This window comes from Pseudomonas sp. UBA6315, from assembly GCF_002438125.1.
Lineage (GTDB): Bacteria > Pseudomonadota > Gammaproteobacteria > Pseudomonadales > Pseudomonadaceae > Aquipseudomonas > Aquipseudomonas faucium.
This window is the reverse complement of record NZ_DJTF01000127.1, coordinates 17710-33362: the sequence shown is the minus strand read 5'-3', so window position 1 is coordinate 33362 and position 15653 is coordinate 17710. Positions and strand designations below refer to the sequence as shown.

The 15653-nt window shown below is 64.8% G+C and carries 13 protein-coding genes; 6 read left to right on the top strand and 7 right to left on the bottom strand.

The window, feature by feature from the left end:
- Positions 1-25: 25 nt before the first annotated feature.
- On the bottom strand, positions 26-658 hold the full coding sequence (ttgR, locus tag B3E94_RS14965; RefSeq protein WP_236235197.1) for an efflux transport transcriptional regulator TtgR: 633 nt from the start codon (positions 656-658) through the stop codon (positions 26-28).
- A gap of 256 nt (positions 659-914) precedes the next feature.
- On the opposite strand from ttgR, the gene ttgA reads away from it, so the two are divergent.
- The 6 genes from ttgA to B3E94_RS14935 all read left to right on the top strand — a co-directional run bounded on the left by ttgA (position 915) and on the right by B3E94_RS14935 (position 9928).
- Positions 915-2081, top strand: coding sequence for a toluene efflux RND transporter periplasmic adaptor subunit TtgA (gene ttgA / locus B3E94_RS14960; protein WP_176517254.1), 1167 nt, complete (start codon positions 915-917; stop codon positions 2079-2081).
- Between the two features lie 3 nt (positions 2082-2084).
- On the top strand, positions 2085-5237 hold the full coding sequence (ttgB, locus tag B3E94_RS14955; RefSeq protein WP_176517253.1) for a multidrug efflux RND transporter permease subunit TtgB: 3153 nt from the start codon (positions 2085-2087) through the stop codon (positions 5235-5237).
- Positions 5234-6688: an AdeC/AdeK/OprM family multidrug efflux complex outer membrane factor gene (locus B3E94_RS14950; protein ID WP_286914106.1), complete on the top strand. Its 1455-nt coding sequence runs from the start codon at positions 5234-5236 to the stop codon at positions 6686-6688. The genes ttgB and B3E94_RS14950 overlap by 4 nt, the downstream gene beginning before the upstream one ends.
- A 262-nt stretch (positions 6689-6950) precedes the next feature.
- On the top strand, positions 6951-8204 hold the full coding sequence (locus tag B3E94_RS14945) for an OprD family porin (RefSeq protein ID WP_286914105.1): 1254 nt from the start codon (positions 6951-6953) through the stop codon (positions 8202-8204).
- A 205-nt stretch (positions 8205-8409) separates the two neighbouring features.
- Entirely contained in the window at positions 8410-9333 is a 924-nt protein-coding gene (locus B3E94_RS14940; protein ID WP_176511866.1) for a LysR family transcriptional regulator, read from the top strand.
- A gap of 70 nt (positions 9334-9403) precedes the next feature.
- Positions 9404-9928, top strand: a complete 525-nt coding sequence (locus B3E94_RS14935; RefSeq protein WP_286914103.1) for a DUF962 domain-containing protein — start codon at positions 9404-9406, stop codon at positions 9926-9928.
- A gap of 114 nt (positions 9929-10042) precedes the next feature.
- Here B3E94_RS14935 and pcaC read toward each other — a convergent pair whose 3' ends face one another.
- The 6 genes from pcaC to B3E94_RS14905 all read right to left on the bottom strand — a co-directional run.
- Positions 10043-10438, bottom strand: coding sequence for a 4-carboxymuconolactone decarboxylase (pcaC, locus tag B3E94_RS14930; protein WP_286914102.1), 396 nt, complete (start codon positions 10436-10438; stop codon positions 10043-10045).
- Between the two features lie 8 nt (positions 10439-10446).
- The gene (pcaD, locus tag B3E94_RS14925) at positions 10447-11238 is read right to left on the bottom strand and encodes a 3-oxoadipate enol-lactonase (RefSeq protein WP_286914101.1); all 792 of its coding nucleotides are present in this window, start codon (positions 11236-11238) and stop codon (positions 10447-10449) included.
- Between the two features lie 11 nt (positions 11239-11249).
- Positions 11250-12602 (bottom strand): 3-carboxy-cis,cis-muconate cycloisomerase, encoded by a 1353-nt coding sequence (locus B3E94_RS14920; protein ID WP_286914100.1) that lies wholly within the window; start codon positions 12600-12602, stop codon positions 11250-11252.
- A gap of 9 nt (positions 12603-12611) precedes the next feature.
- A complete protein-coding gene (locus B3E94_RS14915; RefSeq protein ID WP_286914099.1) occupies positions 12612-13901 on the bottom strand; it encodes an MFS family transporter in 1290 nt (429 codons plus the stop codon).
- A 187-nt stretch (positions 13902-14088) separates the two neighbouring features.
- Complete coding sequence (gene pcaF, locus B3E94_RS14910) at positions 14089-15294, bottom strand: 3-oxoadipyl-CoA thiolase (RefSeq protein ID WP_286914118.1); 1206 nt, start codon at positions 15292-15294, stop codon at positions 14089-14091.
- The coding region (locus tag B3E94_RS14905) for a CoA-transferase (protein WP_286914098.1) at positions 15291-15653 on the bottom strand (363 nt) is incomplete at its 5' end. The genes B3E94_RS14905 and pcaF, both read right to left, overlap by 4 nt.

Sequence of the window (15653 nt, the reverse complement as noted above, 5' to 3'; positions counted from 1 at the left end):
CTTCCTCACAATCCTTAACAAAGTGTCATTTGCGCAGTGCGGGGCTCAAGCGCAGCATATCCAGCCCGGTATCGACCCATTGTTCGGCACCACGCAGCAGGTCGAAGCTGTCCGGCAGCAGCAACCAGCGCCCGATCAGGCCATCGACATAGGCAAAAAGGGCAATCGCCGCGCGCTCGACATCCAGCTCGGCAGGCAACTGCCCACGGCGCACGGCATTGGCCAGCGCCAAGGTAATGCCCTCGTGGCAATCCAGCACCGCACCTTGGCGCTGCTGGCGAATTTCACACATGTCATCGGTGAACTCGCACTTGTGATGCAGGATTTCATTGATACGCCGGGTTCGGGCATCGAGCACCAACTCGTTGAACACTTGCAGCAGCAGCTTGCGCATGCAGCCAAGCGGGTCCAGTTCGTCCTCGCTTTCGCTGGCCCTCGCCAGGTGGTCATGGGTTTCGTGCAGGCTGTCGAGCAACGCCTGCACCAGCTCCGCCTTGTTGTTGAAATGCCAGTAGATCGCCCCCCGGGTAACGCCCGCCAACTCGGCGATGTCGGCCAGTGTGGTACGCGCAACCCCGCGCTTGTAGAAGGCCTTTTCCGCTGCCTCTATGATCTGGGCGCGGGTTTCCTGGGCTTCTTCTTTGGTTCGACGGACCATGGCAGTACAACCTCATCTGGGCCCGCAGGCACTGTGCGTGCGGGGAATCCGCCGGGGGCACCTCTGCAGGGTACCTACCGGATTGGCTAATCGACGGCTGGGGACGACATCTGGTAGCACCCAGCGCTATTTACAAACAACCGTGAATGTAAGTATATTCGTTAGTAAGCTATTTATCCACCGGATAGATTTTTTTCTGACAAGACTCTTCCATTACTCTTGAGCGTCTCCCAGCTCTAGCGACCCGAGGATCCTCATGCAATTCAAGCCAGCCGTTACCGCTCTGGTTTCCGCCGTCGCCCTGGCAACCCTGCTAAGTGGCTGTAAGAAAGAAGAAGCCGCGCCAGCAGCGCAGGCTCCTCTGGTCGGCGTCGTTACCTTGCAACCGCAAGCCTTCACCCTGACCTCGGAACTGCCGGGGCGCACCAGCGCTTTCCGCGTCGCCGAAGTGCGTCCGCAGGTCAATGGCATCATCCTCAAGCGCCTGTTCAAGGAAGGCAGCGACGTCAAGGAAGGGCAGCAGCTCTACCAGATCGACCCAGCCGTGTACGAGGCCAACCTGGCCAACGCCCAGGCCAACCTGCAGGCGACCCGCTCGCTGGCCGAGCGCTACAAGCAGCTGATCGACGAGCAAGCCGTTTCCAAGCAGGAATACGACGACGCCAATGCCAAACGATTGCAAGCCGACGCCTCGCTCAAGAGCGCCCAGATCGACCTGCGCTACACCAAGGTACTGGCACCGATCAGCGGTCGCATCGGCCGCTCCTCGTTCACCGAAGGTGCACTGGTGAGCAACGGCCAGACCAACGCCATGGCCACCATCCAGCAGCTCGACCCGATCTACGTCGACGTCACCCAGTCCACTGCCGAGCTGCTCAAGCTGCGCCGTGACCTGGAAAGCGGCCAGCTGCAGAAGGCTGGCGACAACGCCGCCTCGGTACAGCTGGTGCTCGAAGACGGCAGCCTGTTCAAGCAGGAAGGCCGCCTAGAATTCTCCGAAGTCGCGGTCGACGAGACCACCGGCTCGGTGACCCTGCGCGCCATCTTCGCCAACCCCGACCACACCCTGCTGCCTGGCATGTTCGTGCATGCGCGGCTCAAGGCCGGGGTCAACAGCAATGCCATCCTGGCCCCGCAGCAAGGCGTGACCCGTGACCTCAAGGGCGCCCCCACCGCGCTGGTGGTCAACCAGGAAAACAAGGTCGAACTGCGCCAGCTCAAGGCCAGCCGTACCCTGGGCAGCGACTGGCTGATCGAAGAAGGCCTCAACCCTGGCGACCGCCTGATCACCGAAGGCCTGCAGTACGTGCGCCCTGGCGTCGAGGTCAAGGTCAGCGATGCCACCAACGTCAAGAAGCCGGGCGGCCCTGATCAGGCCAACGCGGCCAAAGCAGACGCAAAAGCAGACGCCAAAGCGGAGTAAACCATGTCGAAGTTCTTTATCGATCGCCCGATCTTCGCCTGGGTGATCGCCTTGGTGATCATGCTGGTCGGCGCCTTGTCGATCCTGAAGCTGCCGATCAACCAGTACCCGAGCATCGCGCCGCCGGCCATCGCCATCGCCGTGACCTACCCGGGCGCCTCGGCGCAAACCGTGCAGGACACCGTGGTACAGGTGATCGAGCAGCAGCTCAACGGTATCGACAACCTGCGTTATGTGTCCTCGGAGTCCAACTCCGACGGCAGCATGACCATCACCGCAACCTTCGAGCAGGGCACCAACCCTGACACCGCGCAGGTCCAGGTGCAGAACAAGCTGAACCTGGCCACCCCGCTGCTGCCGCAGGAAGTGCAGCAGCAAGGTATCCGCGTCACCAAGGCAGTGAAGAACTTCCTGCTGGTGATCGGCCTGGTGTCCGAAGATGGCAGCATGACCAAGGACGACCTGGCCAACTACATCGTCTCCAACATGCAGGACCCGATCTCGCGTACTGCCGGTGTCGGTGACTTCCAGGTGTTCGGTGCCCAGTACGCCATGCGTATCTGGCTCGACCCGGCCAAGCTGAACAAGTTCCAGCTGACCCCGGTCGACGTCAGGACCGCGGTCGCCGCGCAGAACGTGCAGGTGTCCTCCGGCCAGCTCGGCGGCCTGCCAGCCATGCCGGGTACCCAGCTCAACGCCACCATCATCGGCAAGACCCGCCTGCAGACTGCCGAGCAGTTCGAGAAGATCCTGCTCAAGGTCAACAAGGATGGCTCGCAGGTACGCCTGGGTGATGTTGCCGAGGTCGGCCTGGGTGGCGAGAACTACGCCGTCAGCGCCCAGTTCAACGGCAAGCCGGCGTCGGGCCTGGCGGTCAAGCTGGCCACCGGCGCCAACGCCCTGGACACCGCCAAGGCCCTGCGCCAGACCGTCAACGACCTGGAGCCGTTCTTCCCGCCTGGGGTGAAGGCAGTGTTCCCGTATGACACCACGCCGGTGGTCACCGAATCGATCAGCGGGGTAATCCACACCCTGATCGAAGCCGTGGTCCTGGTGTTCCTGGTGATGTACCTGTTCCTGCAGAACTTCCGCGCCACCATCATCACCACCATGACCGTACCGGTGGTATTGCTCGGTACCTTCGGCATCCTTGCCGCCGCCGGCTTCAGCATCAACACCCTGACCATGTTCGCCATGGTCCTGGCCATCGGCTTGCTGGTGGACGATGCCATCGTCGTGGTGGAGAACGTCGAGCGGGTCATGTCCGAGGAAGGCTTGCCGCCCAAGGAGGCGACCAAGCGTTCCATGGAACAGATCCAGGGTGCGCTGGTCGGTATCGCCCTGGTGCTGTCGGCGGTACTGCTGCCGATGGCCTTCTTCGGCGGCTCCACCGGTGTGATCTACCGGCAGTTCTCCATCACCATCGTCTCGGCGATGGGCCTGTCGGTGCTGGTGGCGCTGATCTTCACCCCGGCCCTGTGCGCCACCATGCTCAAGCCGCTGAAGAAGGGCGAGCACCATGTGGCCAAGGGTGGTTTCTTCGGCTGGTTCAACCGCAACTTCGACCGCAGCGTGAACGGCTACGAGCGCAGCGTCGGTACCATCCTGCGCAACAAAGTGCCGTTCCTGCTCGCCTACGCGCTGATCGTGGTCGGCATGATCTGGCTGTTCGCCCGCATCCCCACCGCGTTCCTGCCAGAGGAAGACCAGGGCGTGCTGTTCGCCCAGGTGCAGACCCCGGCCGGTTCCAGTGCCGAGCGCACCCAGGTGGTAGTCGACCAGATGCGCGAGTACCTGCTCAAGGACGAAGCCGATACCGTTGCCTCGGTGTTCACCGTCAACGGCTTCAACTTCGCCGGCCGCGGCCAGAGCTCGGGCATGGCGTTCATCATGCTCAAGCCGTGGGATGAGCGCTCCAAGGAGAACAGCGTGTTCGCCCTGGCCCAGCGCGCCCAGCAGCACTTCTTCGGCTTCCGCGATGCGATGGTGTTCGCCTTCGCCCCGCCTGCCGTACTCGAACTGGGTAACGCCACCGGCTTCGACGTGTTCCTCCAGGACCGCGGCGGTGTCGGCCATGAAAAACTCATGGAAGCGCGCAACCAGTTCCTCGCCAAGGCCGCCCAGAGCAAGGTACTCAGTGCCGTGCGCCCCAACGGCCTGAACGATGAGCCGCAGTACCAGCTGACCATCGATGACGAACGTGCCAGCGCCCTGGGCGTGACCATCGCCGACATCAACAACACCCTGTCGATTGCCCTGGGTGCCAGCTACGTCAACGACTTCATCGACCGCGGCCGGGTCAAGAAGGTGTACATCCAGGGTGAAGCCAACTCGCGGATGAGCCCGGAAGACCTGCAGAAGTGGTACGTGCGCAACGGCGCAGGCGAGATGGTGCCGTTCTCCTCCTTCGCCAAAGGCGAGTGGAGCTACGGTTCGCCGAAGCTTTCGCGCTACAACGGCGTCGAAGCGATGGAAATTCTCGGTGCGCCAGCCCCTGGCTACAGTACCGGTGAAGCCATGGCCGAGGTGGAACGCATCGCCGGCGAGCTGCCTGACGGCATCGGCTTCTCTTGGACCGGCATGTCCTACGAGGAAAAACTCTCCGGCTCGCAGATGCCGGCACTGTTCGCCCTCTCGGTCCTGTTCGTGTTCCTCTGCCTGGCAGCCCTGTACGAAAGCTGGTCGATCCCGATCGCGGTGGTGCTGGTAGTGCCACTGGGTATCATCGGTGCACTGATCGCCACCAGCCTGCGCGGCTTGTCGAACGACGTGTACTTCCTGGTCGGCCTGTTGACCACCATCGGCCTGGCGGCGAAGAACGCCATCCTGATCGTGGAATTCGCCAAGGAACTGCATGAGCAAGGCCGCAGCCTGTATGACGCGGCGATCGAGGCGTGCCGCATGCGTCTGCGCCCGATCATCATGACCTCGCTGGCGTTCATCCTCGGGGTGGTACCGTTGACCATCGCCAGCGGCGCTGGCGCCGGCAGCCAGCACGCCATCGGCACCGGCGTGATCGGCGGCATGATCAGTGCGACCATCCTGGCTATCTTCTGGGTACCGCTATTCTTCGTCGCAGTGTCGTCGGTGTTCGGCAGCAAAGAGCCGGAAAAAGACGCCACCCCTGAAACTCCACGTTATGAGGCTGGGCAATGACCAAGTCTTTGTTGTCCCTGGCGGTAACCGCTTTCATTCTTGGCGGCTGCTCGCTGATCCCTGATTACCAGACCCCGGAGTCGCCGGTGGCTGCGCAGTGGCCGCAAGGCCCTGCGTACTCCCCGGCCCAGTCGGCCGAGGTTGCTGCCGCCGAACAGGGCTGGCGCCAGTTCTTCCACGACCCGGCGCTGCAGCAGCTGATCCAGACCTCGCTGGTCAACAACCGTGACCTGCGCGTGGCCGCGTTGAACATCGACGCCTACCGCGCCCAGTACCGCATCCAGCGTGCCGACCTGTTCCCGGCGGTTTCCGCCACGGGCAGCGGCAGCCGCCAGCGGGTGCCGGCGAACATGTCGCAGACCGGCGAGTCGGGCATCACCAGCCAGTACTCGGCCACTTTGGGCGTCAGCGCCTATGAGCTGGACCTGTTCGGCCGCGTGCGCAGCCTCACCGAGCAAGCCCTGGAAACCTACCTGTCCAGCGAGCAGGCGCGCCGCTCCACGCAGATCGCCCTGGTGGCCAGCGTGGCCAACGCCTACTACACCTGGCAGGCCGACCAGGCACTGTTCAAGCTGACCGAGGACACCCTCAAGACCTACGAGGAAAGCTACAACCTCACGCGTCGCAGCAATGAAGTGGGCGTTGCCTCGGCCCTCGACGTCAGCCAGGCGCGCACCGCCGTGGAAGGCGCGCGGGTCAAGTACTCGCAGTACCAGCGCCTGGTCGCCCAGGACGCCAACAGCCTGGCCGTGCTGATCGGCACCGGCATTCCTGCAGACTTGGCCAAGCCGCTCGAGCTCAATGCCGACCAGCTGGCCGACGTGCCGGCCGGCCTGTCGTCGGACGTGCTGCGCCGCCGCCCGGACATCCAGGAAGCCGAGCACCTGCTCAAGGCCGCCAACGCCAATATCGGTGCAGCCCGGGCCGCGTTCTTCCCGAGCATCAGCCTGACGGCCAACGCCGGCAGCCTGAGCCCCGACATGGGTCACCTGTTCTCGGGCGGGCAAGGCACCTGGCTGTTCCAGCCGCAGATCAACCTGCCGATCTTCAACGCCGGCAGCCTGAAGGCCAGCCTGGACTACTCGAAGATCCAGAAGGACATCAACGTCGCCAAGTACGAAAAGACCATCCAGACCGCCTTCCAGGAAGTCTCCGATGGCCTGGCGGCGCGCAAGACCTTCGAAGAGCAGCTGCAGGCGCAACGCGACCTGGTGCAGGCGAACCAGGATTACTACCGCCTGGCAGAGCGTCGCTACCGCATCGGTATCGACAGCAACCTGACCTTCCTCGACGCCCAGCGCAACCTGTTCAGCGCCCAGCAGTCGCTGATCACCGACCGCCTTTCGCAGCTGACCAGCGAGGTCAACCTGTACAAGGCGCTCGGCGGTGGCTGGTACGAGCAGTCCGGGCAGGCCAATCAGCAGGCTTCGGTGGATACGCCGAACAGCTGATCGTTCTGGCAACAGCATCAAGCCCACCCTTGCGGTGGGCTTTTTGTTGATGCCGGCAAGGCCAGCAGCCACAACAATTAACCAGCTGGAACATAGCGTTCGATTATCGCCCGATTCCGCTTGCGGCGAATTGCCCCATCCCCGCCCTGCCCCGCACCATCGCTCACGCAACGTTGCACCGGTTCATCAAACAGCCCCGCCCCTGCAGGCCCGCACCCTGCAGCGCACCGGCTCGCCAATAAAAACAAGAGATCCACCACCGATGAGCACTTTGCAACCCGCACGCCAGCTGCTGCCCGGCTTGTTGGCCATGTCCTGCGCCCTCCCTGTGTTCGCCGCCGAAGGCGGTTTCATGGAAGACGCCAAGGCCAGCCTCAACCTGCGCAATTTCTACATCAACCGCAATTTCGTCGACCCCGACCACCCCCAGGCCAAGGGCGAGGAATGGACCCAGAGCTTCATCCTCGATGCCCGCTCGGGCTTCACCCAGGGCACGCTAGGCTTTGGCGTCGATGTGCTGGGCCTGTACTCGGTCAAGCTCGATGGCGGCAAGGGCACCACCAATACCCACTTGCTGCCGGTACACGACGATGGCCGCCCCGCCGACGACTTCGGCCGCCTCGGCGTTGCCTTGAAGGCCAAACTCTCCGAGACCGAACTGAAGGTCGGCGAGTGGATGCCGGTGTTGCCGATCCTGCGTGCCGACGATGGCCGCTCGCTGCCGCAGACCTTCCGCGGCGGCCAGCTCACCTCCCGGGAAATCGCCGCCCTGACCTTGTACGCCGGCCAGTTGCGCGGCAACAGCCCGCGCAACGACGCCAGCATGGACGACATGTCGCTCAACGGTCGCGCAGCCTTCACCTCCGATCGCTTCAACTTCGCCGGCGGTGAATACAGCTTCAATGACAAACGCACCCTGATCGGCCTGTGGGACGCCCAGCTCAAGGACATCTACCGCCAGCAGTACCTCAACCTGGTGCACAGCCAGCCACTGGGCGACTGGACCCTGGGCGCCAACCTGGGCTACTTCATCGGCAAGGAAGACGGCGCCGAGCGCGCCGGGCAACTGGACAACCGCACGGCTTCGGCGATGCTCTCGGCACGGTACAAGGGCAATACCTTCTATGTCGGCCTGCAGAAAGTCAGTGGCGACGACGCCTGGTTGAGGGTCAACGGCACCAGCGGCGGCACCCTGGCCAACGACAGCTACAACTCGAGCTTCGACAATGCCAAGGAGCGCTCCTGGCAGGTGCGCCATGACTTCAACTTCGTGAGTGTCGGAATTCCTGGACTGACCTTGATGAACCGCTACATCAAGGGCGACAAGGTGACGGCGGGTGGGGTCGACGATGGCAAGGAATGGGCGCGCGAGACCGAGCTGGCCTACGTGGTGCAGTCGGGGTCGTTCAAGGATTTGTCGGTGAAGTGGCGCAACTCGACCATGCGGCGGGACTTCAGCACCAATTCGTTCGATGAGAACCGCTTGATTGTGAGTTATCCGTTGAATCTTCTCTGAAGCTTGCGGCCTCTTCGCGGGGCAAGCCCGCTCCCACAGGTACACCGCAAGCTCCGGCAGTGTGCCTAACCTTGTGGGAGCGGGCTTGCCCCGCGAAGAGGCCCTCCAAATAGCCAAAATGCATAAATAAATAAAATAACCTTCGTTGACGATATAACCGGTTACAGATTAAATCGGCCTCTCTCCCCCGCCGCAGAGCCTCGACATGGACCTTCGCCAACTGCGCTACTTCATCGCCCTCACCGAGTACCGCAGTTTCGTCCGTGCCGCCGAAGCCATGGGCATCACCCAACCGGCCTTCAGCCGCGCCATCCAGGGCCTGGAGCAAAGTTTCGGCTGCCCCTTGGTCGACCGCGCCAGCAAAGCCCTACCGCCCACCCCCGAAGGCCTGGTAGTGCTGCAGCACGCCCGCCGCCTGGTACAAGGCGCTGCGCAACTGAGCAACGACGTGCTGCAAATGACCAAGCTCGACGCCGGCGAGCTGCACTTCGGCAGCGGCCCGGCGCTGGCCGTGCGCCTGGTGCCGCAGGCCCTGCAGCAGTTCATCGCGCGCCACCCCGGCATCCGCACCTCGCTGACCGTCGACAACGGCGAACGCCTGGGCCAGGCGCTGCGCCGCGAGCAGATCGAGTTCTTCGTCGACGACATCCGCCCCTTCGAAGCCGACCCCAATTTCCACACCGAGCCGCTCAGCCCTCGCCCGGGCCTGTTCTTCTGCCGCCCCGGCCACCCGCTGCTGGCCAAGGACAGCCTGTCGACCAACGACCTGTTCGCCTACCCCCTGGCCAGCGCCCTGCTCACCCCCGGGGTGCGCAAGCGCCTGGCCAACCTGAGCGGGCGCAGCGATTTCACCCCGCACCTGCAGACCGAACACCTGGCCGTGCTGCGCAGCGTGGTGCAGGCCAGCGATGCCATCGGCACCGCCAGCGAAGAAGCGGTGGCCGACGACCTGGCCGCGGGCAACCTGGTGCGCCTGCACTGGCGCAACCTGCCGCCGGCACTGGAGGTGCTGAGCGTGCGCTGCGGGGTGGTCAGCCGCAGCGGCTATCGCCTGTCGCCAGCGGCGCGGGCGATGATCGAGACCCTGGTGGGGCTGGATATGCCGGTGCGAGCTGCTGCCATTCGCTGAGCTGATGATGCTTCGACTGCGGGCTATTCTCAGCAATAGTGGGCCAATGGCTACCCAAGGAGGCACAACAATGAAAAACCTCGTCGAACACCTGAGCCAGTACGCCGCCTACCACCGCGACCCGCGCAATATCGCCACCCACTTCGTCGGCATTCCGTTGATCGTGGTGGCGGTGACCATCCTGCTGTCGCGCCCAGGCTGGGACGTGGCAGGCATCTGGCTGTCGCCCGCGCTGCTCGCCGCGGCCGCTTCGGTGTGGTTCTACCTGCGCCTGGACCTGCGCTTGGGGCTGGTGATGGGCCTGCTGCTGGGGCTGTGCCTGTGGGTTGGCCAGGCGCTGGCGGTGCAAGGCACGGCAGTGTGGCTCAGTGCGGGCGTGGGTGCGTTCGTGGTGGGCTGGATCATCCAGTTCGTCGGGCACTATTACGAAGGGCGCAAGCCAGCGTTCGTCGATGATGTCAGCGGGCTGATCATCGGGCCGTTGTTCGTGGTGGCGGAAGCGGGGTTCATGCTCGGGCTGTGCCCGAATCTGAAGCGTGCCGTGGAGGCCAATGCCGGGCCGGTGGCGCTGCGCGAGAAGAAAGCCGCCGTGTAGAGCATTCACTGGCCCTATCGCCGGCAAGCCGGCTCCCACAGGTACAGCACAGTGCTCAATGGCTGTGGTGTACCTGTGGGAGCCGGCTTGCCGGCGATAGGGCCAGTGCAGGCATCACGATTGGCGCGACTCCACACCCAACTCATCCCACACCGACTCGGCCAGGTGGAAGGTGGCATTGGCCGCCGGAATCCCGCAGTAGATCGCGCTCTGCATCAGCACTTCCTTGATCTCCTCGCGGGTCACGCCGTTGTTGGCCGCCGCACGCAGGTGCAGCTTGAGCTCGTCGTTGCGGTTCATGCCGATCAGCATGGCAATGGTGACCAGGCTGCGGGTGTGCCGCGGCAGGCCTGGGCGGGTCCAGATATCACCCCAGGCGTGGCGGGTGATCATCTCCTGAAACTCACCATTGAAGTCGTTGAGCTTCTCCAGGCTGCGGTCCACATGGGCATCGCCAAGCACCGCGCGGCGTACCTGCATGCCGGCGTCGTAACGTTGTTTCTCGTCCATCGGATACCTCAGCGGGCCAGCAAAAAATCGAGCACGCGGCGGCTGTACGCCTCGCCGATTTCGACGTTGGACAGGTGCGCAGCCGGGAACTCGGCATAGGTGGCACCGACGATGTTGGCCTGCATGAAGCGGCCATGTTCCGGGGTGGTGACCACGTCCTCGGTGCCGGCGACGATCAGCGTCGGCACCTGGATGCGGCCCAGCTGCTCACGGAAATCGGCATCGCGCACCGCCGCGCAGTTGGCGGCATAGCCCTGGGGCGAGGTCTGCGCCAGCATCTGGCAGATGCGCTGCGCCTGCTCAGGCTGGGCCTTGGCAAACGCCGGGGTGAACCAGCGGGCGATGGAGGCGTCGCGCAAGTCGGCCATGGCTTGCTGGCCGCCCTTGAGCACGGTGTCGATGCGGGTGTTCCACACCTCGTCGTTGGCGATTTTCGCCGCCGTGTTGCACAGGGTCAGGCTGTGCAGGCGCTGGCCGGTATGGATGCCCAGCCACTGGCCGATCAGGCCGCCCATCGACAGGCCGACGAAGTGCGCGTGGGCGATATCCAGGGTATCGAGCAGCGCCAGCACATCGCGGCCCAGTTGCTCGATGCGGTAAGGGCCCTCGGTCACCAGCGAGGCGCCATGGCCGCGGGTGTCGTAGCGCAGCACGCGAAAATGCTCGCTCCACAGCGGGATCTGGCTGTCCCACATGCTAAGGTCGGTGCCCAGCGAGTTGGACAGCACCAGCACCGGGGCATCTTCCGGGCCATCGAATCGATAGTTCAGTACGCCATCGGCCAGTTGCAATTGCGCCACAGCGGTCTCCTTCAGGCAGTGAAACGTTGATGTTCAGCCACCGCCCGCGCCACCCAGACGCGGGCCTGGCCGAGATAATGGGCGGGGTCGAGCAGGCGGTCGAGTTCTTCTGCCGACAGCTCGGCGCTGACCTGCGGCTCATCCCCCAGCACGGCACGCAAGTGGCGCTGCTCGGCGACGGCACGCTGGCAGCATTGCTCCAGCAGATGGTGGGCGCGGTCACGGCCCAGGCGCTGGGCGAGGACGATGCTCACCGCCTCGGCCAGCACCAGGCCCTGGGTCAGGTCGAGGTTGCGGCGCATGCGTTCGGCGTCCACTTGCATGCCTTCGGCGATCACCTGTGCCTGGCGCAGGGCACCGGACACCAGGCAGCAGATATCCGGCAGCGTTTCCCACTCGGCATGCCACAGGCCCAGGCTGCGTTCGTGCTCCTGGGGCATGGCGGCATACAGCGTCGAAAGCAGGCCCGGCACGCGCGTGGCGGCGCCGATCAGCACCGCCGCGCCCACCGGGTTGCGCTTGTGCGGCATGGTCGACGAACCGCCCTTGCCCGGCGCCGAAGGCTCGAACACCTCGCCCGCCTCGGTCTGCATCAACAGGCTGATGTCGCGGCCGAACTTGCCCAGGCTGCCGGCGATCAGGCCCAGCACCGAGGCAAACTCCACCAGGCGGTCTCGCTGGGTGTGCCAGGGTTGTTCCGGCAGGTTCAACTTGAGGTGCGCGGCCAAGGCCTCGGCCACCGGCATGGCCTTGCTGCCCAGCGCGGCCAGGCTGCCGGAAGCCCCGCCGAACTGCAGCACCAGCAAGCGCGGGCGCAGCTCCTGCAGGCGTTGGCGGTGGCGCGTGAGGGCGCCGAGCACTCCGGCCAGCTTCATGCCCAGGGTCACCGGCGTGGCATGCTGCAGCCAGGTGCGCCCCACCAGCGGGGTGTCGGCATACTGCAGGGCCTGCTGCGCCAGGGTGGCTGCCAGCTTGGCAAGGTCGGCTTCGATCAGCTCGAGCGCGGCCCGCAGCTGCAGCACCAGGCCTGTGTCCATGGCATCCTGGCTGGTGGCGCCCAGGTGCACGTAACGCTCGGCTTCCGGCACGCCGCTGGCGATCACCTTGCCCAACGCCTTGACCAGCGGTATGGCCGAGTTGCCCGCCGTGGCGATGGCATCGGCCAGCGCACGGGTGTCGTAGCGCTCGGCCTGGCAGGCCGCTTCGATGGCCGCTACCGCGCTGTGCGGCACCAGCCCGGCGCTGGCCTGGGCACGGGCCAGGGCCGCTTCGAAGTCGAGCATGCCCTGCAGGCGGCCACGGTCGCAGAACACCTCGCGCATGGCCGGGGCGGTGAAGTAGGCGTCGAACAGTTGGTTGCTCATGCAGCGTCCTTAGTCGTCATGGTGCAGGTACGCCGCTTGTTTCGGCAGCCGCAGGCTGAACAGGAAGGCGATCGCCATCATGGCGGTCACGTACCAGTAGAAGGTGTTCTCCATGCCCATGGTTTTCAAGCCCAGCGCCACGTATTCGGCCGAGCCGCCAAACACCGCGTTGGCCACCGCATAGGCCAGGCCCACGCCCAGCGCACGCACTTGCGGCGGGAACATCTCGGCCTTCACCCGGCCACTGATCGAGGTGTAGAAACTGACGATGCACAGCGCCAGGGTCACCAGCACGAAGGCCATGAACGGGCTGCTGACGGTCTTCAGTGCCATCAGCAGCGGCACAGTGAACAGCGTGCCCAAAGCGCCGAACAGCAGCATCGAGTTACGCCGGCCGATGCGGTCGGAAAGCATGCCGAAGAACGGCTGCAGCACCATGAACAGGAACAGTGCGCCGGTCATCACGAAGCTGGCGTTCTTCGCCGTCATGCCGGCGGTATTGACCAGGTATTTCTGCATGTAGGTGGTGAAGGTGTAGAAGATCAGCGAGCCGCCGGCGGTGTAGCCGAGCACGGTGATGAAGGCCGCGGCGTGGTTGCGGAACAGGCCCTTGATCGAACCTGCGTCCTTGTCCTTGCGGGTTTCGGCGCTGCTGGTCTCGTGCAGCGAACGGCGCAGCATCAGCGAGATCAGTGCAGCGATGGCGCCGACCACGAACGGAACGCGCCAGCCCCAGGCGCGCAGCTCGTCTTCGCTGAGCAGCTGCTGCAGCACCACCACCACCAGCACGGCCAGCAACTGGCCGCCGATCAGGGTGACGTACTGGAACGAGGCAAAGAAGCCGCGCTGCCCGCGCAGGGCCACTTCACTCATGTAGGTGGCAGTGGTGCCGTACTCGCCGCCCACCGACAGGCCCTGGATCAGGCGTGCCAGCAACAGCAGCGCCGGCGCCCAGGTGCCGATGGCGGAATAGGTGGGCAGGCAGGCGATCATCAGCGAGCCGAAACACATCATCAGCACCGAGATCATCAGCGAATTCTTGCGCCCGTGGCGGTCGGCCAGGCGGCCGAAGATCCAACCGCCGATGGGGCGCATCAGAAAGCCTGCGGCGAACACCCCGGCCGTGTTGAGCAGCTGCACGGTGGGGTCGTCGGAGGGGAAGAAGGCCGGGGCGAAGTAGATCGCGCAGAAGGCATAGACGTAGAAGTCGAACCATTCCACCAGGTTGCCTGAAGAGGCGCCGACGATGGCGAAGATGCGCTTACTGCGTTCTTCGCCGGTGTAATAGGCTGAGGTCATGACGGTTTTACTCCTGGAGGGTCCTAGGTAAGTCTAGACATACCTAGTAACACACTCGTTCCGCTGTGGGGCTGGCCATTAGCCTTGTGTCGTAAGCACCGGCCTCATCGCCGGCAAGCCGGCTCCCACAGGGATAGGCGTGGTTTTCCCTGTGGGAGCCGGCTTGCCGGCGATGAGGCCGGGTAGATCAAACCCGCTCGATGGCCAACGCCAAGCCTTGGCCAACGCCCACGCACATGGTCGCCAGGCCCTTGCGCCCACCACGCTTCTCAAGCTGGTGCAACGCGGTCAGCACCAGGCGCGCCCCGCTCATGCCCAGCGGGTGCCCCAGGGCAATCGCGCCGCCATTGGGGTTCACCTGCGGCGCATCATCGGCCACACCCAGTTCACGCAGCACTGCCAGGCCTTGGCTGGCGAAGGCTTCGTTGAGCTCGATCACATCGAAATCACTCACCGCCACGCCCAGGCGCTCGGTCAGCTTGCGCACCGCCGGCACCGGGCCGATGCCCATCACGCGTGGCGCCACGCCGGCACTGGCCATGCCCAGCACGCGGGCACGCGGGGTCAGGCCGTGCTTCTTCACCGCCTCGGCCGAGGCCAGGATCAAAGCTGCGGCGCCGTCGTTGACGCCCGAGGCGTTGCCGGCGGTGACAGTCTTGTCCGGGCCATTGACCGGCTTGAGCTTGGTCAGCGCTTCAAGGGTAGTCTCCGGACGCAGGTGCTCATCGCGCTCGACCACGGTCTCGCCCTTCCTGTGGGCAATGCGCACCGGCACGATCTCTTCGGCGAAAAAGCCTGCAGCCTGGGCCGCCGCGGCCTTCTGCTGGCTGCGCAGGGCGAAGGCGTCTTGGTCGGCGCGCGACACCTGGTAATCGTCGGCCACGTTGTCGGCGGTTTCCGGCATCGCGTCCACGCCGTACTGGCTTTTCATCAGCGGGTTGATGAAGCGCCAGCCGATGGTCGTGTCTTCGAGCTTCATGTTGCGCGAATAGCCACTCTCGGCCTTGCCCATGACGAACGGAGCCCGCGACATGGACTCCACGCCCCCGGCGATGGCCAGCTCCATTTCACCACTGGCGATGGCACGGAACGCGGTGCCGATGGCATCCATGCCCGAGGCGCACAGGCGGTTGAGGGTCACCCCCGGCACGCTTTGCGGCAGGCCCGCCAGCAGCAGCGCCATGCGCGCCACGTTGCGGTTGTCTTCACCGGCCTGGTTGGCGCAGCCGAAGAACACTTCGTCGAGCTGATCCCACTGCACGTTCGGGTTGCGCTCGATCAGCGCCTTGAGCGGTACCGCCGCCAGGTCGTCGGCACGCACACCGGCCAGGGCGCCACCGAAGCGGCCGATCGGGGTGCGGATGGCGTCACAGATGAATACGTCGCGCATCAGGCTTCTCCTGCCACCTGGCCATGGGCCGCGGCGGTACGGGCTTCGAGGTCGCGCAGCGCGCCCAGCTCGGTTTCCGTTGGCGCGGCGGTGGTCTGCACATCGTCGGCGAAACGGATGGCCCAGCCGGTGGCGGCGACGATCTGCTCACGGGTCACGCCCGGGTGGATGGCAGTGACGATGAATTCGTGGGTGCCGGCTTCCGGCTCCATGATGCACAGGTCGGTGATGATGCCGACCGGGCCTTCGCCGGGCAGGCCGAGGCGCTTGCGCGAATCGCCGCCTTCACCGTGGCCGACCGAGGTGATGAAGTCGAGCTTGTCGACGAAGGCCCGTGGCGACTGCTTGAGGATGATCAGCAC